General features: G+C 66.4%; 14 protein-coding genes. 11 read left to right on the forward strand and 3 right to left on the reverse strand.

The window, feature by feature from the left end; genetic code table 11:
• Nucleotides 1-203 precede the first annotated feature (203 nt).
• The 4 genes from AC5RUP_RS06255 to AC5RUP_RS06270 are packed head-to-tail and all read left to right on the forward strand — an operon-like array spanning nucleotide 204 to nucleotide 5,950.
• Entirely contained in the window at nucleotides 204-1,577 is a 1,374-nt protein-coding gene (locus AC5RUP_RS06255) for an MFS transporter (protein WP_494153352.1), read from the forward strand.
• Nucleotides 1,574-3,286 carry an amidohydrolase gene (locus AC5RUP_RS06260; RefSeq protein WP_494153353.1) on the forward strand — a complete coding sequence of 571 codons (1,713 nt, stop codon included), beginning with the start codon at nucleotides 1,574-1,576 and terminating at the stop codon, nucleotides 3,284-3,286. Before AC5RUP_RS06255 ends, AC5RUP_RS06260 begins: the two co-directional genes overlap by 4 nt.
• The gene (locus AC5RUP_RS06265) at nucleotides 3,279-4,964 is read left to right on the forward strand and encodes a thiamine pyrophosphate-binding protein (protein WP_494158380.1); all 1,686 of its coding nucleotides are present in this window, start codon (nucleotides 3,279-3,281) and stop codon (nucleotides 4,962-4,964) included. Before AC5RUP_RS06260 ends, AC5RUP_RS06265 begins: the two co-directional genes overlap by 8 nt.
• On the forward strand, nucleotides 4,961-5,950 hold the full coding sequence (locus tag AC5RUP_RS06270; RefSeq protein ID WP_494153291.1) for a C-terminal binding protein: 990 nt from the start codon (nucleotides 4,961-4,963) through the stop codon (nucleotides 5,948-5,950). The genes AC5RUP_RS06265 and AC5RUP_RS06270 overlap by 4 nt, the downstream gene beginning before the upstream one ends.
• Nucleotides 5,951-6,058: 108 nt before the next feature.
• On the opposite strand, the gene AC5RUP_RS06275 is transcribed toward AC5RUP_RS06270, so the two are convergent.
• Both AC5RUP_RS06275 and AC5RUP_RS06280 read right to left on the reverse strand, forming a co-directional pair.
• Nucleotides 6,059-6,535 carry a hypothetical protein gene (locus tag AC5RUP_RS06275; protein WP_494153292.1) on the reverse strand — a complete coding sequence of 159 codons (477 nt, stop codon included), beginning with the start codon at nucleotides 6,533-6,535 and terminating at the stop codon, nucleotides 6,059-6,061.
• Nucleotides 6,536-6,782: 247 nt separating this feature from the next.
• Entirely contained in the window at nucleotides 6,783-7,454 is a 672-nt protein-coding gene (locus AC5RUP_RS06280; protein WP_494153293.1) for a hypothetical protein, read from the reverse strand.
• 87 nt (nucleotides 7,455-7,541) lie between these two features.
• Between AC5RUP_RS06280 and AC5RUP_RS06285 the strand changes: the two genes are divergently transcribed.
• A complete protein-coding gene (locus AC5RUP_RS06285) occupies nucleotides 7,542-8,417 on the forward strand; it encodes a PaaX family transcriptional regulator (protein WP_494153294.1) in 876 nt (291 codons plus the stop codon).
• Nucleotides 8,418-8,529: 112 nt separating this feature from the next.
• Here AC5RUP_RS06285 and AC5RUP_RS06290 read toward each other — a convergent pair whose 3' ends face one another.
• Nucleotides 8,530-9,015 (reverse strand): cupin domain-containing protein, encoded by a 486-nt coding sequence (locus AC5RUP_RS06290; protein ID WP_494153295.1) that lies wholly within the window; start codon nucleotides 9,013-9,015, stop codon nucleotides 8,530-8,532.
• A 224-nt stretch (nucleotides 9,016-9,239) separates the two neighbouring features.
• Here AC5RUP_RS06290 and AC5RUP_RS06295 point away from each other — a divergent pair, with 224 nt between their 5' ends.
• From AC5RUP_RS06295 to AC5RUP_RS06320, 6 genes are all read left to right on the forward strand, one after another.
• Complete coding sequence (locus tag AC5RUP_RS06295) at nucleotides 9,240-10,307, forward strand: MBL fold metallo-hydrolase (protein WP_494153315.1); 1,068 nt, start codon at nucleotides 9,240-9,242, stop codon at nucleotides 10,305-10,307.
• The gene (locus AC5RUP_RS06300) at nucleotides 10,304-11,788 is read left to right on the forward strand and encodes an MFS transporter (protein ID WP_494153296.1); all 1,485 of its coding nucleotides are present in this window, start codon (nucleotides 10,304-10,306) and stop codon (nucleotides 11,786-11,788) included. Before AC5RUP_RS06295 ends, AC5RUP_RS06300 begins: the two co-directional genes overlap by 4 nt.
• Nucleotides 11,789-11,880: 92 nt before the next feature.
• Nucleotides 11,881-12,339: an acyl-CoA thioesterase gene (locus tag AC5RUP_RS06305; RefSeq protein WP_494153297.1), complete on the forward strand. Its 459-nt coding sequence runs from the start codon at nucleotides 11,881-11,883 to the stop codon at nucleotides 12,337-12,339.
• Nucleotides 12,336-13,211, forward strand: a complete 876-nt coding sequence (locus AC5RUP_RS06310) for a PaaX family transcriptional regulator (protein ID WP_494153298.1) — start codon at nucleotides 12,336-12,338, stop codon at nucleotides 13,209-13,211. The genes AC5RUP_RS06305 and AC5RUP_RS06310 overlap by 4 nt, the downstream gene beginning before the upstream one ends.
• A 289-nt stretch (nucleotides 13,212-13,500) precedes the next feature.
• Nucleotides 13,501-14,856, forward strand: coding sequence for an MFS transporter (locus AC5RUP_RS06315; RefSeq protein WP_494153299.1), 1,356 nt, complete (start codon nucleotides 13,501-13,503; stop codon nucleotides 14,854-14,856).
• Nucleotides 14,857-14,977: 121 nt separating this feature from the next.
• Complete coding sequence (locus AC5RUP_RS06320) at nucleotides 14,978-16,684, forward strand: thiamine pyrophosphate-binding protein (protein WP_494153300.1); 1,707 nt, start codon at nucleotides 14,978-14,980, stop codon at nucleotides 16,682-16,684.
• Nucleotides 16,685-16,765: the final 81 nt, after the last annotated feature.

Consider the following 16,765-nt stretch of genomic DNA (forward strand, 5'->3'; position numbering starts at 1 on the left):
CCCAAGTGAGCACCGCCGTCGTCAATTATCCAGTGATGCGGCGCACAGGCAAGCCCTTCCGCAGAAACATGCGCGGGAACCGGAGCAGAAGTGAATTCAGGGGACCGTAATGCGACATTTGTGCTCTTGTTGGATTGTGATTTAGGCCCTACAGTCGCAGAGATCACAACGGCACTCATGCCCACACCTTAAGGTGGAAGACCATGTCTCATACATCAGCAGCCCGGCCGCAGTTCAGCCACGCCCGGGCCCGCCGCGCCGGATTCGCGGCGTTCGTCGGCACCGCCATTGAGTGGTACGACTTCTACATCTACGCCACGGCCGCGGCCCTGGTGTTCGGCCCGCTCTTCTTCCCGGAAGCGGACCGGATGACCGGCATCGCCGCCGCCTTCGCCACCTACGCGGTCGGGTTCTTCATGCGCCCGCTGGGCGGCATCATCTTCGGCCACATCGGCGACAAGTTCGGCCGGCGCCCCTCGCTGGTGATCACGCTGCTGATCATGGGCCTGTCCACCGTGTTTGTGGGCCTGCTGCCCACGCACGAAAACATCGGCTCCTGGGCCGCCGTCCTGCTGGTGGTGCTGCGCGCCCTGCAGGGCCTGGCCGTGGGCGGCGAATGGGGCGGCGCCGTGCTGATGGCGGTGGAGCACGCGCCGGAGAAGCACAAGACCTTCTACGGCGGCTTCGCGCAGCTGGGCAACCCGGCCGGCGCGCTCGGCGCCACCCTGATTTTCGCCTACCTGTCCGGGATCAGCGACACGTTCCTGGTGGACGGCGGCTGGCGCATCCCGTTCCTGCTCTCCGTGGTGCTGATCGGCGTGGGCTTCTGGGTCCGCTACCGGGTGGAGGAATCCCCGGTCTTCGAGGAGAAGGTCGAGGGCAAGGTCCAGTCCCTGCCGCTGAAGCACGCGCTGGTCACCAACTGGAAGCCGATCCTGATCGGCATCGGCCTGCTGCCCATCTCCACCGGCGGCTACTACCTGGCCACCACCTTCGCCACCGCGTACGGCACCGACCCGTCGGTGGGCCTGAGCGAAACCATGATCCTCAACGCGCTGTCCGTGGCCGCCCTGGTCGAGCTCATCTGCACGCTGGGCGTCGCCTGGCTGGGCGACCGGTGGGGCCGCAAGCGGGTCATGTTCGTCGGCCTGGTGGGCTCGATCGTGCTGATCGTCCCGCAGTTCCTGCTGATGTCCACCGGTCCGGAATGGCTGATCTTCCTGGCGTTCGCCGCGATGCGCCTGGTCATGACCGCCACCTACGCGCCGACCGCGACCATCCTGTCCCAGCTGTTCCGGGCACAGGCCCGCTACACCAGCATCTCGCTGGCCTACGGCATGGCCAACGCCATCTGGGCGGCCCTCTCCCCGCTGACCGCGACCTACCTGTACAGCAGCACCGGCAGCATCTGGCCGGTCCTGATCATGTTCGGCGCCATGGGCGTGCTGAGCATCATCTGCCTGGTGATCGCTCCCCAGCACCGCGACGAGGACGAATACGACGACGCCGACTTAGCCGCCGGCGCCGACACAGAACGCACGAACAACAGCAACACCAACCTGGAGGCCTTCCGGTGAGGAAACTCAAGACATTCGACGCTCCCGCGACCAGCTTCATCCCACAGCTGATCACGGCCGCCACCATCCACACCATGGATGAAGAGCGCCCGACGGCGGAGGCCATGCTCGTGCACGACGGCTACCTGCTCGCCGTGGGCACCGAGGCACAGTGCCGCGCCGCCGCCGTCAACCTCGGCCTGCCGGACCCGAAGGAACACAACGCCGGCGGCGCCACCATCGTGCCGGGCTTCATCGACGCGCACGCGCACCCGCTGATGTACGGGCAGCTGAAGACCTGGGTGGACTGCGGGCCGGTACGCGCCGGCAGCATCCCCGAGATCGTGGCGCTGCTGAAGGAGCGGGCGGCCGAGACCCCCAACGGCCTGCCCGTGCGCGGCTTCGGCTACGAGCACACCAACCTGGTGGAGGGCCGCCACCCCACCCGGCAGGAGCTCGACGAGGTCGCCACCGACCGCGAGGTCTACCTGATGAACGCCTCCGGCCACGGCGGCGTGGTGAACTCCTACACCTTCGAACTGCACGGCGTCACCAAGGACACCCCCAACCCGGCCGGCGGCGAGTTCTTCCGCGACGCCTCGGGTGAGCTGACCGGCGAGCTCTCCGACGCGGCCTGCAACATCCTCACCGGGCTCGAGGGCGTGAAGATCGGCCACCACGGCCCGAACTTCCACCTGGCCGACGCGCCCGAGGAGCACCTGCGCCAGCTGCAGATCGCCCAGGAAAACTTCCTGGCCGGCGGCGTCACCACCATCGGCGACGCCCAGGTGTCCCGGCGCGAGTTCGACATGTACCTGCGCATGGCGGAGGAAAACCAGCTCAAGGTCCGGGTCAGTATGTACCTGCTCTCGCACCTGCTGGACGAGGCCGCCGAGATGGGCCTGCACGGCCAGTTCGGCAACGCGCGGCTGAGCTTCGCCGGGTTCAAGTTCTATGCCGACGGCACCCTGGGCGGCTGGACCGCATACTTCCCGGACGGCTACGTGGGGGACCCCTGCCGCACCGGCCAGCTCTACCACGACCCGGCCGACTACGCCGCGCTGATCTCCAAAGCGCACCGGCTGGGCCTGCAGACCGCCACCCACGCGCAGTCCCCGACGGCCCTGGAGATGGTCATCTCCGCCATCGAGGCCGCGCAGGCGGAACGCCCCGACACCGATGCCCGGCACCGGATCGAACACTGCGGGCTGCCCACGCTGGAGCAGATCGACCGGATGGCCGCCGCCGGCATCCACCCGGTGAACCAGCCGCAGCACTACTACAACTGGGGCGAGGGCGTGAAGGAAGCCGTCGGGACCCCGGGCGAGCGTTTCAACCCCCTGGGCGAATTCGTGGCAGCCGGCGTGCCGGTGACCATCAGCTCCGACGCCCCCGTGGCCGAGCCCAAGCCGCTAGAAGCCATCCAGGCGGCCACCAACCGCATCACTCGCTCCGGCGTCAAGCTCGGGTCGGACTCGCTGCTCATCACCGCGCACCAGGCGCTGGCCGCACACACCATCAACGCCGCCCACACGCTGGGCCGCGAGGACGACCTCGGCTCGCTGACCGCGGGCAAGCGGGCCGACTTCGTGGTCCTGGCCGGCGACCCGCTGGCCGTCGACGCCGCCGACATCGCCGACATCCAGGTCCTGGAAACCTGGGTGGACGGCATCCAGCGCTTCACGGCCGACCGCCCTGTGCGAGCCAAGGCGGAGGTCCAGCATGTCTGAGCACACCCCGGCGGCGACCCCCGCGGTCACGCTGCCCGAGGGGGTCGTCGCCGATAACACCGGCCTGGCCGTCATGACGGTCCTGCGGAACTACGGCATCGACACCATCTTCGGCATCCCCGGCACGCACAACCTGGAGTTCTACCGCCACTTGGCGCCGCTGGACATCCGCCCGGTGACCACCCGGCACGAACAGGGTGCGGGCTACGCCGCCGACGGCTGGGCACAGCAGACCGGCCTGCCCGGCGTCGTCATTACGACGTCGGGGCCCGGCCTGCTCAATGCGCTCTCCGCCGCGGGCACCGCCTATTGCGAGTCCCGGCCGCTGATCATCCTGTCGCCGGGCGTGCCCGAGGGCGAGGAGTTCGCCGACATCGGCTCGCTGCACGAGACGAAGGACGCCACGGCCGCCGTCGGCGCGATCGTCGAGTGGTCGCGGCGCGTCACCTCCGCCACCGAGGCGGTCCAGGGCATCCACGACGCCTTCGAACTCTTCCGCTACGGGCGCCCGCGGCCGGTGCACATCGAGGTACCGCTCAACGTGCTCGAGGGACCGAGCGACGCTCCGGCGGAGCTGCTGCAGGCTGCGCCGCGGCGGGAGCCGGCCGGCGCGTCCGACCAGGCCATCCGGCACGCCGCCCAGCTGCTGGCCGAGTCGCGCCGGCCGGTGCTGCTGGCCGGCGGCGGTTCGCTGCGGGCCGGCGAGCACCTGCTGCAGCTGGCCGAAGCGCTGGACGCCCCCGTGGTGACCACGCTCAACGGCAAGGGCGCCATCCCCGAATCGCATCCGCTCTCGCTGGGCTCGGACATCCGGCTGCCCGCCGCGCAGCAGCTCTGCGAGGAGGCCGACGTCCTGCTGGTCATCGGTTCCAAGGTCGGTGAGGCCGAACTGTGGTTCAACCAGCTGCAGCCGAGCGGCACGGTGATCCGCGTGGACATCCTGCCCGGCCAGATGGCCAAGAACATCGCGGCCGACGTTCCGCTGGTCGGTGACAGCGCCGCCGTCGTGCCCCAACTGCTCGCCGCACTGCGGGAAAACAACGACGGCGGTGTCCCGCCGCGGGCAGAAAGCGGCGCCGACCGCGCGGCCCGGCTGCGTCCGGGGCTGCGCGACGCCGCCCGGGCGCTGTCCCCGGAGTTCGCCGCGCTGGCCGAACAGGTGGCGGCCGCCGTGCCGGCGTCGACCATCATCGGCGGCGACTCCTCCCAGGCCACGTATCTGGGGACGGCGAGCTTCGTGCCGCAGGACCGGCCGCACTCGCTGCTCTACACCCCGGCCTACGCCACCCTCGGCTACGGGCTGCCGGCGTCGATCGGCGCCCGCATCGGCGCGCCGGACCGGCCGGTGGTCTGCGTGGTGGGCGACGGCGCGCTGATGTTCGCGGTGCAGGAACTCATCACCGCCGTCGAACAGCGCCTGGACCTGGTGGTGGTGTGCGCCGACAACGGCGGCTACGGCGAGATCCGCCAGAACGAGCTGGACCGCGGCATCGAGCCCGTGGGCGTGGAGCTCGTGCAGCCCGACTGGGCCGCCCTGGCCACCGCCTTCGGCGGCACCGGCCGGCGGATCCACGACGCCGCCGAGCTGGCCCCGGCCATCCGGCAGGCCCTGGCCGACGGCGGGGTCCAGCTGATCCACGTGCCCGCGCAGCTGTTCGCGCAGGACGGCCAGGCATGACGGGAAGCCCGCGGGTCATTATTACCGACGCCGAGGACCTCGACTACTCCGTTGCCCTGGAGCTGCTGGCCGAGGCCGGCATCGAGGGGCACTACCTCAACACCCGTGACCGCGGCGCCATTCTCGACGCCGCGGCGGGGTGCGAGGGGATCATCCTCGGCTACGCCACCCTGGACGCCGAGATGATCGCCGCCATGCCGAACCTGAAGGCCGTGGCCACCATGTCCGCGGGCTTCGACATGGTCGACCTGGAGGCGGCGGCCGCCCTGAACATCACGGTGTGCAACGTACCCTCGGTGGCCACCCGCGACGTGGCCACGCACGCCTTCGCGGGCATGCTCTCGCTCATCCGCGAGCTCCCGCGCTCCCGGGCTGCCACCCGTCGCGGGGACTGGACGGGGGAGGGGATCCCGGTGCCGCCGCGGATCAGCGAGCTGACCCTGGGGCTGGTCGGGTTCGGGCGCATCGCCCAGTACCTGGCGGGCCTGGCGGCCCCGGTCTTCGGGTCTGTCATCGCCTACGATCCGTTCGTCCCGGACGAGGCGTGGCCAGGCGACGTGCGCCGCGGCGAGCTCGCCGAGGTCCTGGCGGCCTCGAACGTGGTCAGCCTGCACACCCCGCTGACCGAGGAGACCCGGAACCTGCTCGACGCCGAGAACCTCGCCGTCCTGCCGGCGGGCAGCTACGTGGTGAACGTGTCGCGCGGCGCCCTCGTCGACGAACAGGCGCTCTGCGCCGCCCTGGACTCCGGCCACGTCGCCGGGGCCATGCTGGACGTGCTTTCGGAGGAACCGGCCCCGGCCGACCACCCGCTGGTGGTCCACCCGTCGGCGATCGTCACGCCCCATGCCGCATACCGCAGCAACGTCTCGCTGCGCGAATACGTGGCGCTGCCGGCCCGGAACATCATCGCCTGCCTGCAGGGCGGGCAGCCGGAGACCCCGGTCGCCGCGGCATCCCCGTCTCTCGCCCCGGCGGCCGGGTAAGTCAGGTTCGCTGAACACGCAACGGCGCCCGGTCTGCATTCAGCAGGCCGGGCGCCGTTCGCGTTCCTGGAGGTTACCGGGCGGCACCCATCCTTGCGCGATGCGACGTTAGGCGGCTGGCTGCTCGGCAATGGGTGCTTCGACAACCGGCTGCGCGGCAACCAGCTGCGCCTCGTAGGCGGCAGCGATGGTTTGGTAGGCGGCGCGGGCCTCGCCGACGATCACTCGGTTCTCGGCGCGGAGTTTCTTCAGCGCCGCGGCCTGGGCTGCACGCAGGTTCTTGACCTCCAGTTGCGCAGCCTTCACAGCCTTGCCCTTGGCGAGCTTCACCTTCTTGGACAGCGACTTCAGCTCAACGGCAGCGGTGGCACTGGCCTTTTTCTCAGCGGCGCGGGCTCCGATTTGCGCGTCCTTGAAGGCAGCCTTTGCTGCTGCGACGTCGGCCATGGTGAGGGCGGCTGACTCAGTAACAACCGGCGCGGTCGTGACGGGCTCAAGGTCAGCGGCGGATGCGGCGGTGGCGCTTCCACCAACAAGGAGGGCGGCGGTGAGGAAGCCAGCGGCGATCTTGCGAATTGCAGTCATTCTTACTCCGTATTCGGATGAGATAGCTGGCCCAGCGCCAGCCACCTTCCGAAAGTAACGAGTGCACTCGGCGCAAAAGCCGACCCTGCGGTTAATCTGCTGAAAGCCTGTTGCTGCTTTCCAAAAGCTGCGCTTTTGCTGGGCTGAGCTGTGACCGGAGGTGCCGTGCATAACGAACAATTGTCGCTCTTCGGCAGGAATAAGACGATCGCGGGGCCCTAATTCCGGGGACCGGAATAGTGTCAATTTATGCACCGCGCGGTGCATTTGATTCGCCTCGATCGGTTCGGATAATGTTGCGCCGCAGGTGCCGTCGATAGTTCCGCCACTGCTTTTCCTGTCTCGCCTTTCCTTCACTAGAGAGTCCTTCCATGCGCCTGGCGTTAAACATTCTGATGGTTCCGGTCCTGGTCGCCCTCGCACTGATGTCAGGCGGGGCTGCCCCGGCGCACGCAGCCACGGCCGCGAGTCTTCTGGATCGCGGAACTGAAAACTGCGCCGACCTCAAAGAGGTGGGGCTGGGAAGACGATCTCTTCCCAGCCCCACCGCGTGAGTGACCGGGACGGAATACGCCGCCAACAGCCACGGGTCCTCCGCACGCGCAGTATGGGGGGCAAAAATGCGCTCGTCGCCAATCCGGAAATGCTCTTCAAGTTCCGAAGAGAGGGCGTAGCCGGCCTCGCCGTCGACGCGCTCGCTGGTCAGTACGCCCTTCTTTTTAAGGCGTGAGATCGAGGAACGCACGCTGCCCGGTTCCGCACCCAAGTCCTGCAGCAGTCGGACGACGACGGCCACGGGGATTGCACCGCCGCTTTGCCGACCATAGATGCCGAAGACCGTAACGATGAAACGGTGATGCGGTGGTTGTCCCTTTGAGCCCGGCAGCCGGCCGGCAATAATCTCGTCTTCAGCGCGCACCCACCGAGCCTATCGGACCGCCGCTGCAGCCCGGCGCAGCTGATAAGTGTCACCGACTTAGGATGGGAGACGCACGGAGTATGAAGGGTGCGCATTCAAGAGGAGGACTCAATTCCCGCCATGGCGCCACGGACGCAGCGCCCGCAGCTGCAGCAATTGCTGGTTACGCTCTACGGTCTTTATGCGGGAGGCGCCGGAGCGTGGTTGCCGGTCTCTGTGCTGGTGGCAATGTTGGCGGACTTGGGCGTGGACGGTCAAGCAGCGCGGTCGACCATTTCCCGGTTGAAGTCAAAGGGTGTGCTGTCCGGTCGCCGGACCGACGGAGTGTCCGAATACGCACTCTCCGAAGGCGTGCTGGATATTTTTCATTCCGATGACCAGCGCATTTTCGCACCTGAGCGTTCACGGCCGGAAGACCCCTGGGCCTTGATAGTTTTTTCCGTGCCGGAGGCCGAACGAAACCGCCGGTATGAACTGCGCGCGGAATTGACCAGCCTGGGCTTTGGGTTTGTGGCGGCAGGCGTGGCGGTCGCGCCCGCTACGGTGATGGAGCAGGCTATGCGCCGGCTTGCTGACCGCGGTCTGGACCGCTACACGGAGTACTTTGCTGGAAGCTACCTCAAAGACGGCAATGTCCGCGAGCAGGTGCAACAGTGGTGGGACCTCGCCCTGCTCGAACGCCAGTATCAGGATTTCCTGGCTCGTTACTCTCCGGTGGCTGACGAGTGGCAGCGGCGGACTTTCAAAGGTGAAAAGCCGCTTCCGCGCGACGCCTTCAGCCTGTACGTGCCAATGCTCACTCAGTGGCGAAGGTTCCCTTACCGGGACCCGAACTTGCCCTTCGAATACTTGCCTGAAGGCTGGAAAGCACCGCAAGCCAAACAAGTCTTCCTGACCCTGGACCGCATCCTTCGTGCCCCGGCCGCCGACCATGCACGGAAGCTGGCGGCAGCGGTCCGCTGAGCTGGCGCGGTATCCGCGGGCCCGATAAGCAACGGCGCCGGTGCCCTCGCTGCGCGAGCAGGGCACCGGCGCCGTTGTTCAAAACTTTCCCCGGCCGCTCCGGAGCGGGCGTTTACGCGCCGGAAACGCTGCCCTCGGGCAGGAAGTTTACGTCGTGCAACGCCGAGCGGCGGACAACTTCTTCCGGATCGCTGAGGTCGTGCAGCTGGTCGAATAGCTGGGCCAGCCGGCCTGACGGGCTGACCCAGAAGAGAGCCTTGCCCGGGGTCTCTCCCTTGTTGTAGTAAGCGTGCGGCAAATCCCGGGGCATGCGGACGGTGTCGCCCGGGCCCGCAGTGGTCCACTCGCCGTCGAGGTACAGCGTATAGACGCCTTCCATCACGTAGATGTGCTCGTCCTGAGTGGGGTGGACATGCGGAGGCACGCCGGTTCCGGTGGGATCCAGCGACAGCCACGCAAAGCTGGTGGCACTTTCCGACTTGGCCAAGTAGGTGTGGCCGAGGACGTTCCAGGTTTTGTTGCCCATGGCTTCGCTGGCCAGAGTGATGCCCTTGGGCAGGTCTCCCAGAATGATTTCCTGATCCTGTTGCGCCTGCATGGCGGCTCCTTTCGTTGAACGAACTGTGCAGTCAGCATGGCAGGCTGAGGATGAATATGCAATAGGTATTGCGATCGCAAAAGTAGCTCCATATGATGTGTGTCACGCTTCGATGCCGCAAGGCCGGGGCGCGTCACGACGCCGCCACATCACCTTCTCGGGCGGCTCATTTTCCCGCCCACCTACCGAAGGAAAGAGGGCACATGGCTACAGCACCGCAGGGTATGAGCGTTCACACGCTCGGAACTGGAGGCGGTCCGATTGTCTCCAGCAGTCGCGCAGGAACCAGCACCGCCATCCGCGTAGATGACGCTGTCTACGTTGTGGACTGCGGAATGGGCAGCATCCGCAACTACCGCTCCAGCTCTACGTGGGGCGAACTGCGGGGGATTTTCCTGACCCACCACCACTCCGATCACGTGTACGACCTAGGCTCGTTCCTGGTCACGGGTTGGCAGGTCCCCGGGGAGTCCTTTAGTCGGCAGATCCAGATTCTGGGGCCGGGCCGTCCTGAGCGCGTGCCGGCTCTGGATGACGAGCATGCCGGGCAGATCAGCGCACGGTTCGGCAACCGCGGCATGACAGGTACCCGCGAGATGGTGGGCGCGCTGCTGGACAAGGTTTTCGCCTCTGATATCTGCATCCGGATGGCCGATGAAGGGCGCGCCGACCCCAACGACTGGGTGGTTGCCGCAGATATTGAGATACCAGCATCGGCGGCAGCAGACCCTGTCTACAACCGACATCCCGAGATGGAGCCCTTCGAGATCTACCGGGACGACAAAGTTGCCGTCAGCGCCATTCTGGTGGACCACCGGCTGTGTTTCCCGGCCTTCGCCTACCGTTTCGACTCGGCGTACGGTTCGGTGGTGATATCCGGCGATACAGCCTATTCGGAGAACTGCATCCGGCTTGCGCAGGGCGCCGAGCTGCTGCTGCACGAGGTGATGGATCTGGAAGCCATCCTCGCGACCTTCCCGGACGGGCCCACCCGCAACGGCATAGAAATCCACCTGCGTGAATCGCACACCCCCTACACCGAAGTGGGCAAGGTGGCCGCACGTGCAGGTGTGGGGCGGCTGGTGCTGCACCATGTGGTGCCGAATACGCCGGGTGCGGCTGACACACAGAAAATGCAGGAGGCCGCTGCCGCCGACTTCGGGGGTCCGGTCGACGTGGCCGAAGACAATGACGTTTTCGTCCTGCCACCGGGGTTCCCGGTGGGTGCGCCGTCGGCGGCCGGGGCCGCGGAGGCTGTGGTCGCAGCCGAGACCGTGGAGGTCGGAGTATGAGCGCGCAGCAGGCCCGGGAGGCGACCGGGCAAGAGGAGCTGATCCCGCCGCATACCCTCCGGGCAGCGGTCAGGTATGGACGGATGAATCGTCGAGCCTGGCTGGTCACGGGAGCGCTGGTGGTTTTTCAGATCATCAACTTCGCGGACAAGGCGGTGCTCGGCCTGGTCGCAGCGCCCGTGATGCAGGAGCTCAACCTGAGCGCCGGTGAGTTCGGCTTCATTGGCAGCGCGTTCTTCTTTCTCTTCGCGGCAGCTGCCGTGGCCGTGGGCTTCCTGGCCGGCAAGGTGCCGACGCGTTGGATCCTGCTGGCCATGGGTATTTCCTGGGCGGTGCTGCAGTTCCCGATGCTCTTCGGCGGCGGCGCGGCCGTCCTGCTGGTTACCCGGATCATCCTGGGCGCCGCAGAGGGTCCGGCCACTCCCATCAGCCTGCAGCACGTCCACGGCTGGTTCCCGGCCAAGGAGCGGGGATTGCCCAGCAGCATGGTCGCTATTGGCTCCACGCTGGGGCCCATCATCGCAGCTCCGATGCTGGCCTGGATCATCGCGCATCCCGACCTGGGCTGGCGCTGGGCGTTCGGATTTCTGGGGATCGTGGGATTGCTGTGGTCGCTTGCCTGGCTGTTTATAGGGCGCGAAGGTCCTTATAGCCACACTGCCAGATCAGAGTCCGGCAAGGCGGGCGGTGAGGAGCCAACTTTTGTTGCTGCGGCGGCAGAGGAGCGACCTGCGCCCGCTCCCGCGACCGCAAGTATCGCTGACCGTTCGGACCTGCTCAAGATAGTCCCGATCCGACGTGTGCTCGGCACTCGCATGTTCCTGTGCGCTGTCCTGGCGGGAGCCGGTTGCTTCTGGGCGCAGGGATTCCTGACCACCTGGTCGCCCAAATACCTCGCTTCGGTCGTCGAGCTTTCTCCCGAGATGATTGGGCTCGTCTCCACCTTCCCCTGGGTCCTCGGCGCGCTGGCGCTGCTGGTGCTCGGCTACACGTCCCGGTTCCTCATGCAGCGCGGTGTGACCGTTCGCTGGGCACTGGGGGCGCTGTTCGGCGCATCGCTGCTGTGTTCGGGTGTGTGTTTCCTGGTGCTGCCGCAGGTTGGTGGCGCGGCAGCGGTGGTCTTTGTGACGCTTGGCGCCGGTCTGGCGCTGGTCTTTCCGCTGGCTCCGACGGCCTTGGCCTTCAGCGTCTGTGCCAAGCAGCGTGGTGCCGTGATGGCCACCTTGACCGGTTTGGCCTCGCTCGGCGGCGTGATCGCTCCGGCGATGGTCGGCCGACTGATGGACCGTGCCGGCTATGTCATAGGCCCCAAGGGTGCTGCCGATACCGGCGAGATGGCCGCCCGGCTGGCCGCGGGGATGAACTCGGCATTCTGGATGATCGGCATCTACCTCGTCGCGGTCGGGATCCTGAGCGTCATTATGCTCAACCCGGACCGCACGGCAAATCGGCTGCAGGAGCGGTTCGTGTTCAACGGCTGACGGCGGAAGGCCGCCGTCGTCTATCGACCCGGCAGGGCGCTCCGTCACCGTTGCGCCATAGGATGGATGTGGTCTGCAGCGAAAGGAGAACCATGGAGCGGAATGACGGCGGCCTGCCGGAGGTCAGCATCGAACGGACCGTTGAGTGGGTCGATACCGACGCGGCGGGCCACCAGCACAATTCCGTGATCATGCGGTGGGTGGAGGCTGCTGAGGCCGAACTGTTTCGCCGGCTGCAGTTGCCCGATTACTTCCCCAGCGCCCCGCGCGTGCAGCAGGTGATCAACTACCGGGCCAAGCTGTGGTTCGGCCAGCGGGTGACCGCGCGGTTGTCCGTGCAGGAGTTGGGTCGGACGTCCCTGACGTTCGCGTTCGAGGTCCACGGCCAGCCGCATGAGCAGTCGCCGGGGGGTCTGGCGGCCGACGGAACCTTTACCACTGTTTACGTACCGGCCGACAGCGGCGGCGCGCAGCCGTGGCCCGACCATATGCGCGCCGCCATCTGCGGTGCCGGCTTTCGTCCGGTGGGTGCGGGAATCCTGAAAGCATGATGGAGATTCCAGCGCCGCAACTGCAGCACCAGCAGTTGATCCTCACCATCTACGGCTTGTACGGGCGGCGAGGCGGATCCGCGCTGCCCGTGTCGGTGCTGATCCATATGCTCGGCGACCTGGGGCACGACGCCCCGGGGGTGCGTTCGGCGGTCTCGCGCATGAAGGCGAAGGGCGTGCTCAACAGCGTTCGCAGCGGCGGCGCGGCGCGATACGAGTTGTCGCCGCGATCGCTGGAGATAGTGCAGGAAGGCGATGAGCGCATTTTCGCGCCGCACCGCGGGGAGCCGGAAGGCCGATGGGTGCTGGCGATTTTCTCGGTGCCGGAGTCGATGCGCGATCGCCGGCACCAACTTCGCGCCGAACTGGCCCGGCTCGGTTTCGGGTCCATGTCGGCGGGGGTTTGGATTGCTCCGGCCGCAGTCCGGGAGAGCGCCCGGCGGCGGCTCGAAGACCGCGGCCTGGCCGAGTACGTGGAATTCTTCACGGGTGAGTACTCGGAAGGGCCGGATATGCGAGCCAAGGTGGCGCAGTGGTGGGACCTCGACGCGTTGGCGGCCCAAATCGATGAATTCCTGGACTACTACGGTGGATCGCTGGCAGCGTGGACCGAGCGCGTGGGGGACGACGCCGCGCGGGCGCTGGCCGCGTCCGATGCGGAAACCAGGCGGGACGCTTTCCGGTACTACGTGCCCATGCTGACGTTGTGGCGGCGACTGCCGTATCGGGATCCCGGACTCCCGCTGAAGTACCTGCCTGAAGGTTGGCGCGGCCCGGACGCGCGGCAGACATTTTTCGGGGTTCATCGCTTGATCGGCCCGCTGGCCGAGGCCCACGCACAGTCGCTGGTCGCCGACGACGCCGCGGCCTGAAGCCGGACCGCAATAGCCGCAGAACGCCGGGACGGTGTGCGGCTTAGGCGTCTGCCGGCCCCGCCGACGGGTTGCAAGCCGACGCCGGCGTGACGCCTCCTCGTCTTCAAAATTCATTTGTGGAAATCTGGTGACGCCCGTCACAAGCCTGTCCTATGTTGTGCCAGTATGACGCTCGTAAAGATGTCAGCATATGCCTTGGGCGGTGCAGTAGAACCGCACAACGGCAGTCCTGCCCGTCCCGTAGAGCACTCGCCCACTTCGTCCCGAATGATGAATTGAGACCCGAATGACAACTACATCCCCACCCGCCTTCAGGGTGCCGCCCAAGGCAACGAAGACGGTGCTTTTTTGCTGCTGGCTGGCCATCCTGGCGGAAGGCTACGATGTCGGCGTCCTTGGTGCGGTCCTGCCGGCGCTGGCGGAGTACCGTGCCTGGGACCTCACGCCCTTGGAGCTCGGCGGACTCGGAGCCTACGCCCTGGTTGGAATGCTCATCGGTGCCCTGTTTATCGGCACCCTTAGCGATATGTATGGGCGCAAAAAGATGCTGTTGGTCTCGATGGTCATCTTCACCCTGACACAAGCAGGTGCCGCGGTCGCTCCGACGCCGGAAATCTTCGGTCTTTTCCGACTCATTGGCGGCCTTGGCATGGGTGGCGTCATTCCCGTGGCCGCCGCGCTGACTATCGAGTATTCGGCTCCGAAAAATCGTTCGTACAATTACGGACTCATGTACTCCGGCTACTCGCTGGGCATCGTTGCCGCGGCGCTCATGGCGCTCTTCTTGCTCCCGGTGGCCGGTTGGCGCTGGGTGGTCGCCATCGGCGCCGTCCCGGTTCTACTCTTGCCGGTTATCGCCAAGCTGCTGCCCGAGTCGCTGGACTATCTGGAGGCCAGCGGAAAGCGGCAGCAGGCTGAGCTTTTGGCCGGCCGATTGGGAATAGCTCCTTATGTTCCGACCGTGCCAACGAAGCCAGTCGAAGAAGGCAAGACCGACCCCTGGTGGCGGACCATTACGACGATGTTCTCTTCCCGGTACTTGCGCTCCACAGTATTCTTCTGGATTTCCCTCTTCTGCGGCATGGTTCTGGTCTACGGGCTGAACACCTGGCTGCCTTCCATCATGAAATCCGCCGGCTACGACCTTGGTTCCTCTCTGACCTTCCTGTTGGTGTTCAGCCTCGCCTCCGCTGCAGGAGGGCTGGCCTTGGGCAGGGCTGCAGACAGGTACGGTCAGAAGCTCATTCTGGTGGTCTTCTACCTCCTCGGGGGTCTAGGCATTCTTCTGCTGATATTCCCCGGCAACATGGTGGTCAATCTCCTGTTTGTCGCGTTCGCCGGTATCGGCTCCATCTCTACCTCGCTGGTGCTGACCGGCTACATTGCCGACTACTATCCCGCAAATATGCGGGCCACCGCCACCGGTTGGGCGTTGAGCTTCGCTCGCATCGGAGCCATCTCCGGCCCCTTGATTGGTGGATGGATCGGAAGCGCCGCACTGCCCTTCGAGTGGAACTTCATCATTTTCGCCGGAGTCGCCGTTATCGCAGCGGTAGCAGTTGCGCTGATTCCGAAACGCATTTCGCCAACGCTGCCGTCGACGAAGCCAGGCGGTGAAACTGCCGACGTGGGCGTCCGCTAGCCGAACTGCTGACCGCGGAAATGCCTCGGAGCCGAGCCGGAGCCGAGGCATTTCCGTCATTTCATCGATACTGCGGGACCATTGCCGAGCTGGACTGGTCCCGCCCATGGAGGGATACGTCTTGACCGTTACGACCAACAACTGCCGACAGGCACGCCCGCAAGCAGACGCCCGTCCACCCGTCAACGTCGCAGAGCTCGTCGGCTACACCCTGGCACGTCTGGGGGCGGGCCACGTTTTCGGGGTAGTAGGCAGCGGCAACTTCACTGCGACCACGGCGTTGCGCCGCTACGGCGTCCCGTTCACCGCCGCCCGGCATGAAGCCGGCGCAGCGACCATGGCCGACGCGTACGGGCGGGTGTCCGGAAGGGTGGGCATCGCTTCTACCCACCAAGGCTGCGGACTGACCAATGCCGTCACCGGGATCGGGGAAGCCGCTAAGAGCCGCACTCCGATGATCGTGCTGACAGCGGATACGGCGGCCTCGGCCATCCGTTCCAACTTCAAAATCGACCAAGATGTCCTGGCACGAAGCGTCGGTGCCGTCGCCGAACGCGTTCATTCGCCGGAGAGCGCCGTAGCGGACACCGTCCGTGCCTACCGTACCGCTGTCAACGAACGCCGGACGGTGGTGCTGTCGCTGCCCACGGATATCCAGGCGGCGGCTGTGTCTGCCGACGTGCCCGATGTTAAACCTCTCCCCGTGCCGCAGGCCGTCCGTCCGGACGCCGCATCGGTCTCCCGGTTAACCGATCTGATTCGCGGCGCGCAGCGTCCCGTCTTTGTCGCCGGACGCGGCGCCCGCGGAGCGGGTCCGCAGATTTCGGCGCTTGCCGCAGCCTCCGGGGCGCTGGTGGCAACCTCCGCAGTGGCACATGGGCTCTTCGCCGGAGATCCCTTCAATCTCGGAATATCCGGAGGGTTTTCCTCCCCCTTCACCGCGGAAACAATTGGCAGCGCGGACCTGATAGTCGGCTGGGGCTGCGCACTGAACATGTGGACCATGAGGCACGGGTCCTTGATCGGGGCGAACACGCTAGTGGCCCAGATCGATGTCGAGGATTCGGCCCTCGGCGCTAACCGGCCAATCGAACTGGGCGTACTCGGTGACAGCGCCGAGACGGCCCAGGCCGTACTGGAAGTGCTGCAGGCCGAGGGCTACCGGGCCGCCGGACTGCGTACCCAGGAGATGGCCGCTCAGATCTCCGCCCGTGCCCGCTGGAACTCCGTGGCGATAGAAGACCTGTCCACTGATGAGGTCATCGACCCCCGCGTCATCAGCCGGGAGCTGGACAAGATCCTCCCGGCTGACCGGCTGGTGTCCATCGACTCCGGAAACTTCATGGGTTACCCCAGCAGTTACCTGTCGGTGCCGGACGAATTCGGATTCTGCTTCACCCAGGCGTTCCAATCCATTGGCCTCGGGCTCGCGACTGCCATCGGCGCCGCCACAGCCCGCCCGGACCGCCTGCCGGTCCTGGGCACCGGCGACGGTGGCTTCCTGATGGCGATCGCTGACCTGGAGACAGCAGTGCGGGAGCGGATTCCGCTGGTGGTCATCGTCTACAACGACTCCGCCTACGGGGCCGAAGTCCATCACTTCGACGTAGACGACGAGGATCTTGAGGTGGTCCGCTTTCCGCTCGTGGACATCGCCGCGATAGCCAAGGGCTACGGGGCCGAGGCGATAACCGTTACCGGCCTGGACGATCTAGCGGCGGTTTCGGCGTGGCTTGCGGGCCCTCGTGCGAAGCCGCTGGTGACAGATGCACGGATCGCCTCCGACGGCGGTGCCTGGTGGCTTGCCGAGGCGTTCAAGGGACATTGACCGCCGGCGCTGCCGGGGATGTGGTCGGCCCCGGCTGAAAACATGTGGGAGGGCGGAAATTTCCGCCCTCCCACACACCGT

The sequence above is a fragment of the Arthrobacter sp. Y3223151 genome (assembly GCF_059091125.1).